16 protein-coding genes are annotated in these 16882 nt (G+C 55.2%); 4 read left to right on the top strand and 12 right to left on the bottom strand.

Annotated features, from left to right (window positions below):
- Nucleotides 1–70 precede the first annotated feature (70 nt).
- Nucleotides 71–1777 carry a single-stranded-DNA-specific exonuclease RecJ gene (recJ, locus tag ACQKLP_RS25420; RefSeq protein ID WP_427325925.1) on the top strand — a complete coding sequence of 569 codons (1707 nt, stop codon included), beginning with the start codon at nucleotides 71–73 and terminating at the stop codon, nucleotides 1775–1777.
- A gap of 54 nt (nucleotides 1778–1831) precedes the next feature.
- On the opposite strand, the gene ACQKLP_RS25415 is transcribed toward recJ, so the two are convergent.
- From ACQKLP_RS25415 to htpG, 3 genes are all read right to left on the bottom strand, one after another.
- Nucleotides 1832–2452 carry a hypothetical protein gene (locus ACQKLP_RS25415; protein ID WP_427325924.1) on the bottom strand — a complete coding sequence of 207 codons (621 nt, stop codon included), beginning with the start codon at nucleotides 2450–2452 and terminating at the stop codon, nucleotides 1832–1834.
- Between the two features lie 416 nt (nucleotides 2453–2868).
- The gene (locus ACQKLP_RS25410) at nucleotides 2869–3672 is read right to left on the bottom strand and encodes a hypothetical protein (protein ID WP_427325922.1); all 804 of its coding nucleotides are present in this window, start codon (nucleotides 3670–3672) and stop codon (nucleotides 2869–2871) included.
- Nucleotides 3673–3911: 239 nt separating this feature from the next.
- A complete protein-coding gene (gene htpG, locus ACQKLP_RS25405; RefSeq protein WP_427325921.1) occupies nucleotides 3912–5735 on the bottom strand; it encodes a molecular chaperone HtpG in 1824 nt (607 codons plus the stop codon).
- Between the two features lie 256 nt (nucleotides 5736–5991).
- Here htpG and rpsF point away from each other — a divergent pair, with 256 nt between their 5' ends.
- Genes rpsF through rplI form a run of 3 tightly spaced genes read left to right on the top strand, consistent with a single transcriptional unit; the run spans nucleotide 5992 to nucleotide 7070 of the window.
- Nucleotides 5992–6345 carry a 30S ribosomal protein S6 gene (gene rpsF, locus ACQKLP_RS25400; RefSeq protein ID WP_126247765.1) on the top strand — a complete coding sequence of 118 codons (354 nt, stop codon included), beginning with the start codon at nucleotides 5992–5994 and terminating at the stop codon, nucleotides 6343–6345.
- A 5-nt stretch (nucleotides 6346–6350) separates the two neighbouring features.
- On the top strand, nucleotides 6351–6617 hold the full coding sequence (rpsR, locus tag ACQKLP_RS25395; protein WP_074240327.1) for a 30S ribosomal protein S18: 267 nt from the start codon (nucleotides 6351–6353) through the stop codon (nucleotides 6615–6617).
- Nucleotides 6618–6623: 6 nt separating this feature from the next.
- Entirely contained in the window at nucleotides 6624–7070 is a 447-nt protein-coding gene (gene rplI / locus ACQKLP_RS25390; protein ID WP_126247767.1) for a 50S ribosomal protein L9, read from the top strand.
- A gap of 81 nt (nucleotides 7071–7151) precedes the next feature.
- On the opposite strand, the gene ACQKLP_RS25385 is transcribed toward rplI, so the two are convergent.
- The 9 genes from ACQKLP_RS25385 to ACQKLP_RS25345 form a co-directional block, all read right to left on the bottom strand.
- Nucleotides 7152–8432, bottom strand: a complete 1281-nt coding sequence (locus ACQKLP_RS25385; protein ID WP_427325917.1) for an ABC transporter permease — start codon at nucleotides 8430–8432, stop codon at nucleotides 7152–7154.
- 121 nt (nucleotides 8433–8553) lie between these two features.
- Nucleotides 8554–9918 carry an NADH-quinone oxidoreductase subunit N gene (locus ACQKLP_RS25380; protein ID WP_427325915.1) on the bottom strand — a complete coding sequence of 455 codons (1365 nt, stop codon included), beginning with the start codon at nucleotides 9916–9918 and terminating at the stop codon, nucleotides 8554–8556.
- A gap of 29 nt (nucleotides 9919–9947) precedes the next feature.
- On the bottom strand, nucleotides 9948–11393 hold the full coding sequence (locus ACQKLP_RS25375; RefSeq protein WP_427325913.1) for a complex I subunit 4 family protein: 1446 nt from the start codon (nucleotides 11391–11393) through the stop codon (nucleotides 9948–9950).
- 25 nt (nucleotides 11394–11418) lie between these two features.
- Entirely contained in the window at nucleotides 11419–13317 is a 1899-nt protein-coding gene (nuoL, locus tag ACQKLP_RS25370) for an NADH-quinone oxidoreductase subunit L (RefSeq protein WP_427325911.1), read from the bottom strand.
- A 22-nt stretch (nucleotides 13318–13339) separates the two neighbouring features.
- Nucleotides 13340–13657: an NADH-quinone oxidoreductase subunit NuoK gene (gene nuoK / locus ACQKLP_RS25365; RefSeq protein WP_126249360.1), complete on the bottom strand. Its 318-nt coding sequence runs from the start codon at nucleotides 13655–13657 to the stop codon at nucleotides 13340–13342.
- A 12-nt stretch (nucleotides 13658–13669) separates the two neighbouring features.
- Nucleotides 13670–14152 (bottom strand): NADH-quinone oxidoreductase subunit J family protein, encoded by a 483-nt coding sequence (locus tag ACQKLP_RS25360; RefSeq protein ID WP_427325909.1) that lies wholly within the window; start codon nucleotides 14150–14152, stop codon nucleotides 13670–13672.
- Nucleotides 14153–14168: 16 nt separating this feature from the next.
- Complete coding sequence (nuoI, locus tag ACQKLP_RS25355; protein ID WP_341841377.1) at nucleotides 14169–14687, bottom strand: NADH-quinone oxidoreductase subunit NuoI; 519 nt, start codon at nucleotides 14685–14687, stop codon at nucleotides 14169–14171.
- Between the two features lie 19 nt (nucleotides 14688–14706).
- The gene (gene nuoH / locus ACQKLP_RS25350) at nucleotides 14707–15759 is read right to left on the bottom strand and encodes an NADH-quinone oxidoreductase subunit NuoH (protein WP_427325907.1); all 1053 of its coding nucleotides are present in this window, start codon (nucleotides 15757–15759) and stop codon (nucleotides 14707–14709) included.
- An 8-nt stretch (nucleotides 15760–15767) separates the two neighbouring features.
- Entirely contained in the window at nucleotides 15768–16874 is a 1107-nt protein-coding gene (locus ACQKLP_RS25345) for a 2Fe-2S iron-sulfur cluster-binding protein (RefSeq protein WP_126249356.1), read from the bottom strand.
- Between the last annotated feature and the right edge of the window lie 8 nt (nucleotides 16875–16882).

Raw genomic sequence — 16882 nt, 5'->3', positions numbered from 1 at the left:
CGGCAATCATCATTATATTACAACCGGATTCAGCCAGATCCGCCGGGATGCTTCCCTATAATACAATTGCATGCAGAAACGCTGGACAGTAAAGAAATATCAACCATCACAGGAGCAGCAGCTCCAGGCAGCTTTGAAAATCCACCCCATACTATGCCGCTTGCTGGTACAAAGGGGGATCACTAAATTTGAAGATGCACGCCATTTCTTCAGGCCTTCGCTGGACGACCTCCACGATCCATGGCTCATGAAGGATATGGACAAAGCCGTTTCCCGGCTGGAAGAAGCCTTCTTCCGCCGCGAGAAAATCCTCGTGTACGGCGATTACGACGTAGACGGCACCACCGCCGTGGCCACGGTGTATGGTTTTCTGCAACAACTGTACGACAATATCGAATTCTATATCCCCCACCGCTACCGCGAAGGGTACGGCATCTCCATGCAAGGCATCGAATATGCGCGGGATAACGACTTCGGGCTCGTCATCGCGCTGGACTGTGGCATTAAATCCGTCGAGTACATCGGCCATGCCGCCTCTCTCGGCATCGATTTCATTATTTGCGACCACCACCTTCCCGATGCCATTCTTCCCCCGGCCGTCGCCATTCTCAATCCCAAACAGGAAGATTGCCCTTATCCTTATAAGGAGCTTTCCGGCTGCGGGATCGGTTTCAAGCTGATCAGCGCCCTGGCGCAGAAGAAAGGAATCCCCATGAGCGGGGTGTACCAATATCTCGACCTCGTATCTACCAGCATCGCCGCCGATATCGTTCCCATGACGGGCGAAAACCGCGTGCTCGCCTTCCATGGCCTCAAACAGGTCAACGAAGCGCCGTCGCCGGGGATCAAGGCGCTGCTGCGGCTCAGCAACCTGAAGGAAAAACTCACCACTTCCAACCTGGTATTCGTCATCGCGCCGCGCGTAAACGCCGCCGGAAGGATGGACGATGCCCGGAAGGCCGTGAACCTTTTCATGGAAACCGACGAAGACAAGGCTTTCGCCATTGCGGAAATGCTGCATGGAGACAACCAGGAGCGCAAGGGGATCGATATGAGCATCACCCAGGAAGCGGTCAGCATTATCCAGAACGACGCGGAAATGATCGCCCGCAAATCCACCGTGCTGTTCCAGCCCCACTGGCATAAAGGGGTTGTCGGCATCGTGGCGTCGCGGCTCATCGATAAATATTTCTACCGGCCCACCATTATCCTCACGCAGAGCAACGACAAGGTGGCGGGCTCCGCACGGTCCGTGTCCGGCTTCAACGTGTACGAAGCCATCCACCAGTGCAAAGACCTCCTCGAAAACTACGGCGGCCACTTTTACGCGGCGGGCATGACCCTCAAACCGGAGAACGTGACGGCTTTCCAGGAGCGCTTCGAAGCCGTGGTGTCTGCCACCATCAGCCCCGACCTGCTTATTCCCGAGATCGTGATCGACACCGAAGTGTGGCTGTCTGACCTCACTCCCGCTTTCTACAACATCCTCCGGCAATTCGAGCCCCTCGGCCCCGAGAACCTCCGGCCCGTTTTCATCGCCAGGAACCTGACCGACACCGGGTTTTCCCGCATCGTGAAAGACGAGCACATCAAATTATCCGTCCGCCAGCGCGGCGGCACCCCGTTTTCCGGCATCGGCTTCTTCATGGCCGATAAATTCGAGATTATTTCCGGTAAAAAACCGTTCGACCTGGTTTTTACCGTGGAAGAAAACGAATGGAACGGCAACACCACCCTTCAGCTCAAAGCCATCGACATCCGGCCTTCCGGGGCATAAGAAAATCCCGTAGCCCATGGCCACGGGGTCTTTCCTGCGACGGTACTGCCGCAATTATTTCGTGTACTGGTCCATCCAGGTAAACAGGGTGGGCTCGGCATATGCCCTCGTCCAGGCATCGTGCCCGCCCGTGGCGCTTTCCGAATACTTCACCAGTTTGCCGCCACATGCTTCGATGGCGCTCACCATATCGCGGGAACCTTTTACCGGAACGGTAGGATCGTCTGCATTGTGGAAAACCCATAATGGCTTGTCTTTCAATACACAACCCTTGTCCGGCGAGCCTTCCCCGCAAATGGGTACCGCGGCGGCGAAGCGATCGGGTTTAGCCTGTATCCAGCTCCACACACCGTACCCGCCCATGCTCATACCCGTGAGATACACGCGGGAAGGGTCGGCCTTATAATCTTTCATGACCTGTGCGTACAGCACTTCGAGGCTGGGAATGTCCCACCAGCTGGTCACTTTGCATTGCGGTGCGATGAGGATGTATGGGAAGTTCGCGTCGTTTACCGCTTTCACGACCAATGCCGAGCGCTTCACGATATTGATATCGTTGCCCCGCTCCCCCACACTGTGGAGCGAAAAAATGACGGGCCACTTTTTATTCGGGTCCTCATTATACTTTGCGGGCAAATAGCGGAGAAAATCGGTGACCTGCTTCGGATTATTCACTTTTTGCGCGGTCAGCCCGGTGGTTAACGGTACAGCGGGCGTTCCCGGATTGGGGGTTTCGGTACCTCCGCCTCCTGTACCGGGGCCTGGCGTGGGTACAGGTGTAGCTTCATGATCTCGGCCACAGCTCATTATACATGCGGCCCAGGCTAACATTAAAATCAATCTTACATTCATATTTCAATTCATAAGTATGGGAACTGCGAAAATACATCACTTATACCAGCGGAAGTATAACACATAGATGCCATAAACGCCCTATGGTGGCGGATTTCAGCATCAAATGCAAGATTTTGTCAATTCATTTATTTGCATAATATCCAATAAACTCAATGCCAAATCGCTGCCTGTCCGTGCAGGCATAAAAAACCCCGCGGCCCAGGGGCCCGCGGGGTCAATTGCGCTTCTTGCAGCGGTTATTGCTTTTGCTGGTTCAACCAGGTGTATAATGCCGGATCATTATAGGCTTTCGTCCAGGCATTATGCCCGCCGGTAGCATTCTCCGTGTATTTCACCAAAGTACCGCCGCAACTCCGGATGGCATTCACCATGTCCCGCGAGCCTTTTACGGGAACGGTAGGGTCGTCGGCATTGTGGAAAACCCATACCGGCTTATCTTTCAGCACACAAGCCTTCGAAGGGGTGCCTTCCCCGCAGATCGGCACGTAGGCGGCAAAACGGTCGGGTTTACTGAGCGCCCAGCTCCAGGTGCCGTACCCGCCCATGCTGAGGCCCGTCAGGTAAATCCTGGACGGGTCCACCTTGTATTCCTTCACCACCTGTTCGTACAACACTTCGAGGCTGGGCACGTCCCACCAGCTGGAGGCCTTACACTGCGGAGAGATGACGATAAACGGAAAGTTGGGGTCCTGGGCCGCCCGTGCAGCCAGCCCGGCGCGTTTTACCAGGTTAATGTCGTTGCCGCGCTCGCCCACACCGTGGAGGAAAATAATGACCGGCCATTTCTTGTTCGGATTGTCGTTGTAGGTTGCCGGCAACTGGCGGAGGAAGTCGGTCACCTGTTTGGGGCTCTTCACTTTCTGCGCGGTAACCCCGGTAGTCAGGTTGGTGGTACCGGTGGCAGGGGGCGGCGGCGTTTCCGTCCCTTTCCCATCAACTGGTTTGGCTGGCACAGGCACTTCGCTTTCGCGGCTGCAACTCATCATTAAAGCCACCAGGGCCAATACGCAAAGCGTTCGGATTTTACTCAAGTTACTCATGTCGGATATGGTTAAATTATGGTTCTCGTGCCATCCGTAACTCAACTTCCATACCACAAAACCCGCCATGGTAGCAAATTTCAGCTAATACATAACACTTACTCATAACTTAGGAATGTTGTTAATATGCAAAAGTTTCTGCATCATTCCCGATCACACTTTTCATGTCCCCGCACCCATCCAATAAAAAAAGCAAAGCACCGGAGCGCTTTGCTTTTTCCTGTATAACCGGATTGTGATTATTTCTCCATCAGTTCCACGCTGCGGTTCACGAACGCCGTGAGATCGGCGCCGGTCAGCAGGCCCTGCGACAGCAGCGCGAGGTCGGCGAGGTTGCGGACCTGCTTCTGTTGCAGCCCGCTGTCCCCTTCTCCCAAGATGCGCTGGTAAATAGGATGGTTGGCGTTGACGGTCATGGTGATTTCGTCGGGCATGCCGGCATACCAGCTGGCGGCCGATCCGCCCATGGCGGCCATGTCTTTCATCCTGCGCATCAGTTCGCCGCGGGTAACGATCACGGGCTGGTCTTGCGCGCCGAGGCCTTTCAGTTCCACTTTCACGCCTGGCAGTGCCACCTGGCCGGTAAATATGTCTTTCAACGTTCCTTCCTGCGCTTCGCTGAGCACGCTTTGCGTGGCGGCGTCGGGGTTGATGAGGTTGTCGGCGATGTCGGCGTCTACCCGGGTGAACATGACGTTTTCCCATTTGTGCTCCATCTGGTTGATGAAACCGGCGTCTACCATCGTTTCCATTTTCACCAATTTATACCCTTTCGCTTTTGCGGCGGCGATGTAGCTGTCTTGCTGTGTGGGATTGGTGGCGTAGAGGACCACGAGCTTGCCTTCCTTGTTGGTCTGCACGGCAGCGGCCGCGGTGCGGTATTCTTCCAATGTGTAGAAAGCGCCGCCGTCCACGTCTTCGAGGAGGTGGAACTTGCTGGCTTTATCGAGGAATTTGTCTTCGGTCATCATCCCGTATTTCACGAACAGGGCGATGTGCTCCCATTTTTCCTCGAAAGATTTGCGGTCGGTCCGGAACATTTCGTCCAGTTTATCGGCCACTTTCTTGGTGATATGTGCGTTGATTTTCTTCACGTTGGGATCGCCCTGGAGGTAGCTGCGGCTAACGTTGAGGGGAATGTCGGGCGAGTCGATCACGCCGTGGAGCAGCATGAGGAACTCGGGCACGATGTTCTTTACCTCGTCTGTCACGAAAACCTGGTTGGAATACAGGCTGATCTTGTCTTTCTGTATTTCGTACGTTTTGGTGATTTTGGGGAAGTAGAGGATCCCGGTGAGGTTGAAGGGATAGTCTACATTGAGGTGGATCCAGAACAGGGGCGGCTCCGCGAAGGGATACAGCTCTTTATAGAAAGCCTGGTAGTCGTCTGCGGTGAGCTCCGACGGTTTTTTGACCCAGGCGGGGGATGTATTATTGATTTGTTCTCCCTGGAATTTGATGGGCACGGGGAGGAAGCGGCAGAATTTTTCGAGGATGGTGCGGATGCGGTGCTCGTCGAGGAATTCTTCGCTTTCTTCGTTGATATGCAATACGATATCGGTGCCGCGGGAATCTTTTTCGGTGTTTTCGAGCTGGTATTCCGGGCTGCCGTCGCATTCCCAGCGAACGGCCTGGGAGTCGGGTTTCCAGGATTTGGTGAAGATTTCCACCTGGGAAGATACCATGAAGGAGGAGTAGAACCCGAGGCCGAAGTGGCCGATGATATTGGCGCCGTCTCCCTGTCCTTTATATTTCTTCACGAATTCTTCCGCACCGGAGAAGGCGACCTGGTTGATGTATTTGTCGACTTCTTCGGCGGTCATGCCGATGCCGCGGTCGGAGATGGTGATGGTTTTCTTTTCTTTATCGAGGGAAACGGTGACGTCGGCTTCTCCGATCTCGCCTTTGAATTCGCCTACGCTGGCCAGGGTTTTGAGTTTCTGGGTGGCATCCACTGCGTTGCTGACCAGTTCCCGCAGGAAAATGTCATGATCGGAATAGAGGAATTTCTTGATAATGGGGAAAATGTTCTCTGTTTGTACACGTATGGCACCTTTCTGCATATGTTTTTCGGTTTTTTAGACGGGGAAACCTTGTCAAAGGGTGTGCCATGGCGGGGGCGACTGACAAGTTGACCGTCAAACGAAAAAACAGGCGTTGATTTTCAGTCAGTTGCGGGTTATTCGCCGGAAAACTGCGACAGGATGGGGATTGGGTGGGAAAAAACGTGGAAATTCGCGCCAGATAAGCGTGAGAATCCAAATAAACCCCTTATCTTTGCACTCCATTTTAATTTTAAATCACTAACAAGGGAAAATTATGTCAAACTACGAATTGATGGTGATCTTTACCCCTGTGCTTTCTGAGGAAGACTACAAAGCTGCCCAGAAAAAATTCGCTGACCTTGTGAAAGACAATGGCGGTGCGATTGTGCACGAAAATCCCTGGGGCCTGAGATCACTGGCGTACCCGATCCAGAAGAAGACCACGGGCATGTACCTGGTACTGGAGTACACTGCGCCATCCGACTTCAATGAGAAGCTGAAGATCCAGCTGAACCGCGATGAAAATGTATTGCGTTACATGTTTACCAAACTGGACAAGCACGCGGTAGCGTACAACACCCGGAAGAAAGGTAACTATGATGCTGAACCTAAAACCGCAGAAGCTTAAAAGTTATGGCAGTTAAACAAGAAATCAAGTACTTAACCGCGGTTAAGCAAGAGAAGCGCCAGAAAAAATACTGCCGCTTCAAGAAATTGGGTATCAAGTATGTAGATTACAAAGATGCCGAGTTTCTGAAAAAGTTCCTGAACGATCAGGGCAAGATGCTGCCTCGCCGTATCAGCGGTAACTCGCTGAAATTCCAGCGTAAGGTAGCCGAGGCTATCAAGAAAGCCCGCCAGATGGCGCTGTTGCCTTATGTTACTGACCTTTTAAAGTAAGAAACAATGCAAGTAATCTTAATACAAGACGTAGACAATCTGGGCCAGAAGAATGAACTGGTAGCCGTGAAGAACGGTTACGCCAGGAACTTCCTGATCCCCCAAAAGTTCGCCGTAGAGGCCAGCGAGTCTAACCTGAAGCAACTCAACGAGCGCGTGAAAGTGCAGAAAGTGAAAGAAGAGAAAATGCTCGCTGAAATCGCCAAAGTGGTAGAAGTGCTGAAAGCCGCTCCCGTTAAAATCGGCGCGAAAACCGGCACCTCCGGCAAAATCTTCGGTTCTGTTACCGGCGTTCAGATCGCCCGCGCGATCAAAGAACAGAAAGGTTATGAGATCGACCGCCGTCGCATCCATATCCTCGGTGATGTGAAAGAACTGGGCCTGTATAAAGCCCGCCTCGATTTCGGTAAAGGCAACGAAGCCGAACTGGAATTCGAAGTGGTTGCTGAATAATCAGCCCGATCACCATATTAAAAAAGCTGCATCCAACCGGGTGCAGCTTTTTTTATGCCTTCTATTGTTATCAATACTTGCTTACTCATAGCGCAGCGCCACGATGGGATCCAGCCGGGAAGCCTTCACAGCCGGGTATATCCCGCTCATCAGGCCCACCACCGCACAGGCCAGGATTCCCCCGATCGTCCAACCCCAGGGGATGAAAAACGACGAGCCCATCAAACTGGCCACCAGGTTCCCTACCAGGATCCCCAAAATCACCCCGAGCATCCCTCCCAAAATACTGATGATCACCGATTCGAACACGAACTGCAGCCGGATCGTAGGGCCCGTGGCACCGAGGGCCTTGTTCACCCCGATCTCCCGCGTCCGCTCCGCTACAGACACCAGCATGATGTTCATCAAACCGATCGCCGAGCCCACCAGTGTAATGAGCCCGATCAATGTAGCCGCCGCCGTCACCATCCCCAATTGCCGGAACAGCATTTCGGCGATACTATCGCTCCGGCTGATGAAGAAATTGTTCTCCTCGTTGAAATCCATCCTGCGGATGACGCGGAAAAGCCCCGTGGCCTCCCCTATCGCCTCGTCCTGCAGCTTGATATCGTTCACGTTGACGTTGATCTGGTAAGACGCCCAGGGACGGTTGAACACCCGCCGGGTGCTGGTCACCGTCGTCACCACCACGTTATCGGCGCTGAACATGTTGCTGCTGCCTTTGCTTTCCAATATCCCGATCACGCGGTAGCGGACGTTGCCCAGGCGCACGTTCGAGTTGAGGGCCCGTTCCGGGAATTCCCCGAACAGCGTTTTGGCTACATCCCAACCCAAAACAGCCACGTTCCGGCCGGATTCTATGTCGGCTTTCGTGAAATTCCTGCCGTATCGAAGGTTGTAATTATTGAGCTTGAGGTAGTTCTCGTCGCCGCCGATCACCTGGACGTTGGGATTGGTCCTGAAGTTTTCGCGGTAAACGGTCATACCGCCGCCCGCACGGAACATGAGGCCTACCGTAGCAGGGAAATCGTACCGTTTCTTGAATTCCATCGCTTCACCGAAAGTGATGACCTTGTTCTGGTTGGAAGTGCGGACCTTCCTGCGCTGGCCCGTGCTCGTTCCCCGGACGGCCCCGCCGCCGCCGCCCATACGGATGCGCATCTCGCGGTTGCGGATGGAGAAACCATTGGCGCCCATGCTGGCGAAACTGTCGTAGATCTTGTATTGCAGCGCGTCGATCACCGTTAGGATGCTCACGAGCGCCATGATCCCGAAAGCGATCACCGTCACGGTAAGGCCCGCCCGGAGGCGGTTGGCGCTCACGGAGCGCAGGGCGAGGGAAAATACATCTTTTGTACGCATAACGACCGTTGACTAAAGTTAACGGTTTTCCATCATCTGTACCCCCATCCATCCGCGGAATGGCATAAAAAAAACGGCAAGACGCGTTGGCCTTGCCGTTTCCGGAAAAATATCGTTGCGATTACAGGAATTGCAGGAGCAGGTTCGGGAAAATACCGAGCACGATCACGATGGCCGCCGCCACAACCAGCATGGCTTTGAAGCCCGGCGTAACGCCCTGTGCATCCGCCTCTCCGGGCTTGAAGTACATGGCGATGATCACGCGGAAGTAGTAATAGGCGCTTACTGCAGCGCAAAGTACGCCCAGGATCACCAGCCACAGCAGATCTCCCTGCTGAACGGCCGCGCTCAGCACGAAGTACTTGGCGAAGAAGCCCGCGGTCAGCGGAATACCCGCCAGCGAAAACAGGAAAATCGCGCAAACAACGGCTACCAGCGGCTGCCTGCGGGCAAGACCGTTGAATCCGTCGAACGTATAGTCGTTCATTTTCAGCAAGATGGCGAAGATGCCGATGGTAGCCACACTGTAAGCCGCTGCATATAAAATGAGGCCCTGGCTTGACATTTCATTATGCGCCACGATGGCAAACAGCATGAAACCCGCCTGTGCGATGCTGGAGTAAGCGAGCATGCGCTTCACGCTTTGCTGGAATACGGCCGTGAGGTTACCGATGATGAGGGTAGCCGCGGTGATGATGGCCAGGATCAGCTGCCAGTGGTGGCTGATGTTGCCGCCGGAGAAGCTCACATGGAAAAGGCGCATGAAAGCGATGAAGCTCGCGGCTTTTACGATGGTGGCCATGAAGGCGGTGAAAACGGTCGGAGAGCCGTCGTACACGTCGGGCGTCCAGAAGTGGAAGGGTGCGGCGGATACTTTGAATGCCAGGGAGAACCCGAGCAGGATGATGCCGCACAGTGCCAGGGGGCTCAGTTCCCCGGTGCCCAGGCCCATTTCGCGCAGATCGAACGTGCCAGTAGCACCGTAGAGGAGCGCGATGCCCATGAGGAGGATCCCCGTGGTGAAGGAGCCCATCAGGAAGTATTTCAGCGAAGCTTCGTTGCTTTTCAGGTTCTTTTTATCGGCCCCCGCGAGGATGTATTGCGGGATGGAGATGATCTCGATGGCGAGGAACAGCATCAGCAGGTTGCTGTACGCCCCGGTGAGCATGATACCCGCCAGGATGAAGAATATCAGCGCAAAATAATCGGCCACGTCTTCCCCCACTTTCTCGAACGCGCTGCCGCAAAGCAGGAAGTAAAGGGCCGTGGAGGCGATGGCGATGGCATTGAACAGCACGGAAAAGGAACTCACTTCCACCATGCCGTGCATCACGCCGTAGCCCTGCTGCACGTCGAGCAGGTTGGCGATGAAGGCGAGCACCGTACCGGCGATCGCGAAATATTTGATATACTGCTTCTGTTTGACAACCAGGCCCACGAACATCAGAATAATCCCAAAAACAGCAGTCGTAATTAATGCGTTCATATTGTAACGTTACAGAATCATTTATTAAATCAACGTCCGGTCAGTGCGGCAACGGTGTTTTCAATCCCGGTACCGGAAACGAGCTCCAGCAACGGTTTCGGATATACGCCGAGCACGAAGATCATGGCGGTGATGCACACCAGCGCCAGCATCTCCCCGCCTTTCAGGTCGGTGGTGGTGGCCGTGAGCGCGTTGGTTTCCCCGAACAGTACTTTCTGCAGCATGCGCAGCATGTATACGGCGGCGAGGATGATAGCGATCGCGGAAACGGCGGCGAACCAAACGTTGTGCTGGAACAGACCGCTGAACATGAGGAACTCGCCGATGAACCCGTTGGTGAGCGGCAGGGCGATGTTCGCCAGGCTTACGATCACCAGGAGGATGGACAGGGCGGGCGCAACGGAGGCGATACCGCCCAGTTGCTGCATGTTTTTGGTACCGAGGCGCTGCTCGATCACTTCGATGATGATCCAGAGGCCGATGATATTGATGCCGTGGTTGAACATCTGCACCTGCACGCCGGCGAGGCTTTGTTCGTTACCGGCGAAGATCGCGGCGCTCATCAGCCCGATGTGGGCGATGGAAGAGTAAGCGATCAGTTTCTTCAGGTCGGATTGCATGATGGCGATGCAGGACGCGTAGATGATGCCGATCACGCTGAGGAGGATAGCGGCTTCCTGCCACATGTCCGCGCCAGCCGGGAGCACGGGCTTCAGCCAGCGCAACACGCCGAACAGGCCCATTTTTACCATCACACCACTCAGCACCATGGTAACAGGCGTGGGCGATTGCTCGTAAGTGTCGGGCTGCCAGGTGTGGAAGGGGAAAACCGGCATCTTGATGGCGAACGCCACGAAGAAGAGCCAGAACAGCCAGCTTTGCTCATCGTTGCTGAGGTGCAGGCTGGTGAAGGTCTGCCAGCTGAAAGAGCCTTCGGTCTGGAAGTAGATATAAATAATGCCGACCAGCATGAGCAGCGATCCAGCAAAAGTATACACGAAGAACTTGAACGTCACCGGGATGGCTTTCTCGCCGCCCCACATGGAGCAGAGGAAGTATACGGGGATGAGGGCCAGTTCCCAGAACACGTAGAACAGCAGCGCGTCGTACGAAAGGAAAACGCCCAGCATGCCCGCCTGCGAAAGGAGCATCAGGCCGTAGAAGGCGCCCGATCTTTCGTAGTTACGGCTCAGTACGGTGGTGAAGATCAGCGGGAAGGAAATGGTCGTGAGCAGCACGAGCATGAGGCTCAGACCATCGAGGCCGAGGTTGATCTGGCTGCCGAGTTGGGGGATCCATTCGGCGGTGAAGCGCAGCGCTTCGGGAGCCGTACGGAATTGCGCCCAAGCGGCCAGTGTAACGGCCAGCGTGGCCAGTGAGGAAATCAGGCTGAAAACCTTGGCGCCACGGCCGCTGAGTCCGAATGTAATCAGCCCCGTCACCAAAGGGATCAATATGAGTAATACTGTCAACATATCTTTTTCTTAATCCGCTATCGATTTATAAAAACAAACTGATCACAAACAATACGATCATACCGATCACCATGGCGAAGATGTAGAAGCCCACCTGGCCGTTCTGCAACAGCCTGGCGCGACCGCCACCCCATTTCACCGCGGCGCCCACGCCGTTCACGAGGTTGTCTATGCCGGAGCGCTCCACCACGTCCTGGAAGAATTTGCTCAGCGACATCAATGGTTTCACGATGATGGCGTCGTACAGTTCGTCTACGTACCATTTATTTTCCAGGACTTTGGCCAGGCCGGTCGTGGGCTCACCATTATCCGAATAGTTGGCGAATTTGCTGCGCGCCCAGAGGATCATCACGATTACCAGTCCGGTGCTGAGGCCCATCAGTCCCCATTCGAGGCTATGGCTCAGGTGATGTTCGTGCAGGAAAGGCGCGGAAGGCGCGAAGATGGGGCTGAGGTATTCGGCCAGCAGGTTGGGCACGCCGAACACGGCGGGCATCCCGACATAACCACCGATCACGGACAAGATGGCCAGCACGATCAGGGGGAAGGTGATGGCGGCGGGGCTTTCGTGCAGGTGGTGTTCCTGCTCGTGCGTGCCGCGGAATTTGCCGGTGAAGGTGATGTAGTACAGGCGGAACATGTAGAATGCGGTCATGAGCGCGCCGATGAGGGCGAGGCCATAAATTACCGGGCTGTACCCGAATGCGTGGGCGAGGATCTCATCTTTGGAGAAGAAACCGCTCAGCCCCGGGATCCCTGCGATGGCGAGGCACCCGATAAGGAAGGTGAAGTTGGTGATGGGCATCCATTTCTTCAGGCCGCCCATCTTCCGGATGTCCTGCTCACCGCCCATGGCGTGGATCACGGAACCCGAACCGAGGAACAGCAGGGCTTTGAAGAATGCGTGCGTCATCACGTGGAACACGGCGGCGGTGTAAGCGCCAACACCCAGTGCGATGAACATGTATCCGAGCTGGCTCACGGTGGAGTAAGCCAGGACTTTCTTGATGTCGTTCTGTTTCAGTGCGATGGAAGCTGCGAGCAATGCGGTTGCCAGGCCCACGAGCGTCACGATCGTCTGGATGTGCGGGGCGAGGGTATAAATCACGTTGCTGCGGGCCACCATGTAGATACCGGCGGTCACCATCGTGGCCGCGTGGATGAGGGCGGAAACGGGGGTGGGGCCGGCCATGGCGTCGGGGAGCCAGGTGTACAGGGGGATCTGTGCAGATTTACCCATGGCGCCGATGAAGAGCAGCATGGCGATGGCGAAGAGCACGCCGCTGTTTTCGCCGAGGCCGGCGGCCTGGGGCAGCACTTCGGAGAAGGTCACGGAACCGAACTGCTGGATGAGCAGGAAGATGCCGAGCAGGAAACCGAAGTCGCCGATGCGGTTCATGATGAAAGCCTTGTTGGCGGCTTTATTGTACTCGATGTTTTTGAACCAGAACCCGATGAGCAGGTAGGAACAGAGGCCTACGCCTTCCCATCCGATGAACATCATCACATAGTTGGCGCCGAGCACGAGGATGAGCATGGAGAACACGAAGAGGTTGAGGTACGCGAAATAGCGCGCAAAGCCTTCGTTCGGCTCGTCATGCATATAAGAAGTGGAGTAGATGTGGATCAGGGAGCCCACACCGGTGATGATCAGCAGGAACAAGGCGCTCAGCTGGTCTACCTGGAATGCGAAGGGGATGTGGAGGCTGCCTACGCTGATGAAATCGAACAGCGTAACCACCTGGGGCGTGAAGCCGGGCGTCCGCACTTCGAAGAAGATAAGCAAGCTGATCACAAAAGCTGCGACCACGCTGCCGCTACCTACGATGCCGGTGAGCGGCTTGGATAAATACCTCCTGCCCAATCCATTGATCAGGAAACCTAACAACGGTAAAAACGGTACCAGCCAAACAAGATGTATCATCGATCTATACTATTTTTTAATCCTAGTTTTTCAGTCTGCTGAGAATGTTGATGTCTACGGAATGGGTGTTCCGGTACATCATCACGATAATGGCGAGGCCTACGGAAACTTCCGCTGCGGCAACGACCATCACGAAGAAAACGAAGAGCTGCGCCGAGGCGGCGTCTATCCGCCCTGCGTCTACCCACATTTTGGAGAAAGCTACCAGCAACAGGTTCACGGCGTTGAGCATGAGCTCGATGCACATGAAGATGATGATGGCGTTCCGGCGCATCAGTACCCCCATGATGCCGATGCAGAACAGGGCGATGCTGAGAAAGATGTAATATTGAACGGGCATATCGAATGCGTTTTATTTCTTACCGATCACTACGGCGCCGACCATCGCGCTGAGGAACAGCACGCTGCTCAGTTCGAAGGGCACTACGTAAGAGGTGAACAATGTTTTACCGAGGTTTTGTACCAGGCCGATCTCCGTGTTGCCGCCGTTCTGGATGGCGGGGAGGCTCGCGTCGCGCAGGGCGGCTACGAGCACCAGCAGCAGCGCACCGCCGGAAATGGCGCCGGCGTATTTCAGCCAGTTGCGTTTCTGCGGCTCGATGTCGGCGTTGAGGTTCATCATCATCAATACGAAGAGGAACAGTACCATGATGGCGCCGGTGTACACGATGAGATGGACCACGAACAGGAACTGTGCGTTCAGCATGATGTAATGGCCCGCGATGGCGACGAAGCAGGTGATCATGCAAAGCACGCTGTTCACGGGGTTCTTGCTCAGGATCACGCCCAGTGCGGATGCGATGGCGATCGCAGACAGCACTGTAAAGATTATCATATCGATTCCCATTGCCTTATTGGTTGTTTTCTTTGATTTGTTTTTGGGGATGGGGGATCAGCATGTCTTCCTTCCCGTAAATGAACCCTTTACGCTGGTAGTTCGCCGGCGCGAAGGTTTCAGACATGTAAACCGCCTGTTTCGGGCAGGCTTCTTCACAGAAACCGCAGAAGATGCAGCGCAGCATGTTGATCTCGTACCGCGCGGCGTATTTCTCCTCGCGGTACAGATGCTCCTCGCCCGGCAGGCGCTCGGCCGCTTCCATGGTGATCGCTTCGGCAGGACAAGCCACTGCGCACAATCCGCAGGCCGTACAGCGCTCGCGTCCCATTTCGTCGCGGTTCAGGATGTGCAGCCCGCGGAACACGGGGCTGAACGGGCGCGTCTCTTCGGGGTAGTTCACCGTCGCTTTCTTCTTGAAAAGGTGCTTCAGGGTAATGCCCATACCTTTCGCTATCGCTGGCAGATAAAGTTTCTCCGCAAAGGTCATGGGCCTCCTGTCTACCGGCGTTGCCCTGTTGGTTAAAGATTGCATATGATGAGTTTCTTGAAGTTTAAAAATTAAATCCGTTCTCGCGGAAAAGGATCACGGCGCCGGTAATGAGCATATTCAGCAATGCCAGCGGGATCAGTACTTTCCATCCGAGCTTCATGAGCTGATCGTAGCGGAACCGCGGGATCGTCCACCGCACCCACATAAAGAAGAAGATGAAGAACAGCGTCTTGATGAACAGCGCCCCGATTCCGAGGACCGTCAGCAGATTACCGTCTATCCCCAGTTTGTCCATGAAAGGGAAGGCGTATCCGCCCCAATACAGCGTGGCCATCAGCACGGAGCTGATGAACATGTTGATGTATTCGGCGAAGAGGTAGAAGCCCAGTTTCATGGACGAATATTCGAGATGGTAACCACCGTTCAGTTCGTTTTCCGCTTCGGGAAGATCGAACGGCGTACGGTTGGTTTCCGCGAAAGAGCAGATGAGGAAAATGAGGAAGCCGATGGGCTGGAGGAACACGAACCAGGTGCCTTCGCGCTGTTGCTCCACGATTTCTTTCAGGCTGAGGGAACCGCTGAGCATGAACAGGGCGATGAGGGCCAGGCCCATGGGCAGTTCGTAGGAAATTACCTGCGATGCGCCGCGGCATGCGGCCAGCAGGGAGAATTTGTTGTTGGATGCCCATCCGCCGATCATGATGCCGTACACGCCCATGCCTACCACCATCATGATCCACAGTACGCCGATGTTGATGTCGGCGATCTGCAGGCTCACTTCACGGCCGGCGATGGTGAGGGTATCTCCCCAGGGGATCACGGCGCTGGTGAGGCAGGCGGTGAACATGGCCAGCGAGGGGCCCATGATGAACAAAAAGCGGTTGGCGCTCGCGGGGATGATCTCTTCCTTGAAGAAAAGCTTGCCACCGTCTGCCAACGGCTGCAGCAACCCGAACGGGCCTGCACGGTTGGGACCGCGGCGGTCCTGGATCCAGGCGGCCACCTTACGCTCGCCCCAGGTGCTGTACATCGCCACCACCAATGAAATACCCAGCACTGCCGAAATCAGCAGCAACTTTTCTATAATGAAATACCAGTCAATTGTGAATTCCATAACTCGCTTTATTGATCGCCTTTTTTAGTCGGAAAATCGGTTGAGTGCGCCGGCCCTTCGATCTGGCTCAGGTCTACCTGCGGCATGTTCACCTCGCTCACCGAGTGGATGTCCATCAGCAACCGGGGGCTGCGGCCGTCCATCACTTTCATCACGGTTTCCTGGGGCTTGTGCACACCTACGTAGTGGCCGGCGGTGATTACGCTGTGGCGCGAAATCTTGCGGGGGCCTTCCACGATCCAGTCTTTGATATCTTTTTTCTCGAAGCGGCAGGTATCGCAAATGAAGCCTTCCACTTCGCCGTATTTGTCTTTGCGGGCGGTAACGCGGAAAATCTCGTCGCCACGCATCCAGAGCGCTACTTTGCCGCAGCATTTCGGATCGGAGCATTCGCGGTGGGCGTCTACCGGTTTGAGGAACCATACGCGGTTCTTGAAACGGGCGGTACGGTCGGTGAGCGCGCCAACGGGACAAACATCGATCACGTTGCCGATGAAGTTGGTATGGTCCAGCGATGCGCGCATGTAGGTGCTGATCTCGGAAGCGTCTCCCCGTTTCAGGATGCCGTGGTGGCGCTTGTTGGTCAGCTGGTCTGCCGTGAACACGCAGCGGTAGCAAAGGATGCAGCGCGTCATGTGCAGTTTGATATGTTCGCCGATATCTTCCTTCTCGAAAGTGCGGCGCTTGAATTCGTACCGGGTGCCGGAAACGCCGTGCTCGTAGCTCAGGTCCTGCAGGTCGCATTCACCGGCCTGGTCGCACACGGGGCAATCGAGCGGGTGGTTGATGAGGAGGAACTCTACTACGCCTTTGCGGGCGTCGAGCACTTCGGGGGAGGTGATGTTGGCCACTTCCATCCCGTCCATCACCGTGGTGCGGCAGCTGGCCACCAGCTTGGGCATGGGGCGCGGGTCCGCTTCGGAGCCTTTCGTCACTTTCACGAGGCAGGTGCGGCATTTACCGCCGGAGCCCTGCAGCTTGGAGTAATAGCACATGGCCGGGGGCACCACTTCGCCGCCGATGGTGCGGGCAGCGTTGAGGATGGTCGTTCCCGGTTCCACTTCCACCGTGATGTTGTCGATCTTGACCTTGAATAATTTCTTTTCTTCCGCCATTATTAAAA

The sequence above is a fragment of the Chitinophaga sp. NPDC101104 genome (assembly GCF_050277495.1).
Taxonomy (GTDB): Bacteria; Bacteroidota; Bacteroidia; order Chitinophagales; family Chitinophagaceae; genus Chitinophaga.
This window is presented reverse-complemented; position numbering and strand designations above follow the sequence as displayed.

Bases quoted from the DNA above. Each gene is read 5' to 3' on its own strand.
- ACQKLP_RS25380 (WP_427325915.1), bottom strand. From the start codon at position 9,918: ATGAACGCATTAATTACGACTGCTGTTTTTGGGATTATTCTGATGTTC.
- ACQKLP_RS25345 (WP_126249356.1), bottom strand. From the start codon at position 16,874: ATGGCGGAAGAAAAGAAATTATTCAAGGTCAAGATCGACAACATCACG.
- ACQKLP_RS25375 (WP_427325913.1), bottom strand. From the start codon at position 11,393: ATGTTGACAGTATTACTCATATTGATCCCTTTGGTGACGGGGCTGATT.
- ACQKLP_RS25385 (WP_427325917.1), bottom strand. From the start codon at position 8,432: ATGCGTACAAAAGATGTATTTTCCCTCGCCCTGCGCTCCGTGAGCGCC.
- rpsF (WP_126247765.1), top strand. From the start codon at position 5,992: ATGTCAAACTACGAATTGATGGTGATCTTTACCCCTGTGCTTTCTGAG.
- nuoI (WP_341841377.1), bottom strand. From the start codon at position 14,687: ATGCAATCTTTAACCAACAGGGCAACGCCGGTAGACAGGAGGCCCATG.
- rpsR (WP_074240327.1), top strand. From the start codon at position 6,351: ATGGCAGTTAAACAAGAAATCAAGTACTTAACCGCGGTTAAGCAAGAG.
- rplI (WP_126247767.1), top strand. From the start codon at position 6,624: ATGCAAGTAATCTTAATACAAGACGTAGACAATCTGGGCCAGAAGAAT.
- nuoL (WP_427325911.1), bottom strand. From the start codon at position 13,317: ATGATACATCTTGTTTGGCTGGTACCGTTTTTACCGTTGTTAGGTTTC.
- nuoK (WP_126249360.1), bottom strand. From the start codon at position 13,657: ATGCCCGTTCAATATTACATCTTTCTCAGCATCGCCCTGTTCTGCATC.
- recJ (WP_427325925.1), top strand. From the start codon at position 71: ATGCAGAAACGCTGGACAGTAAAGAAATATCAACCATCACAGGAGCAG.
- htpG (WP_427325921.1), bottom strand. From the start codon at position 5,735: ATGCAGAAAGGTGCCATACGTGTACAAACAGAGAACATTTTCCCCATT.
- ACQKLP_RS25360 (WP_427325909.1), bottom strand. From the start codon at position 14,152: ATGATAATCTTTACAGTGCTGTCTGCGATCGCCATCGCATCCGCACTG.
- ACQKLP_RS25410 (WP_427325922.1), bottom strand. From the start codon at position 3,672: ATGAGTAACTTGAGTAAAATCCGAACGCTTTGCGTATTGGCCCTGGTG.
- nuoH (WP_427325907.1), bottom strand. From the start codon at position 15,759: ATGGAATTCACAATTGACTGGTATTTCATTATAGAAAAGTTGCTGCTG.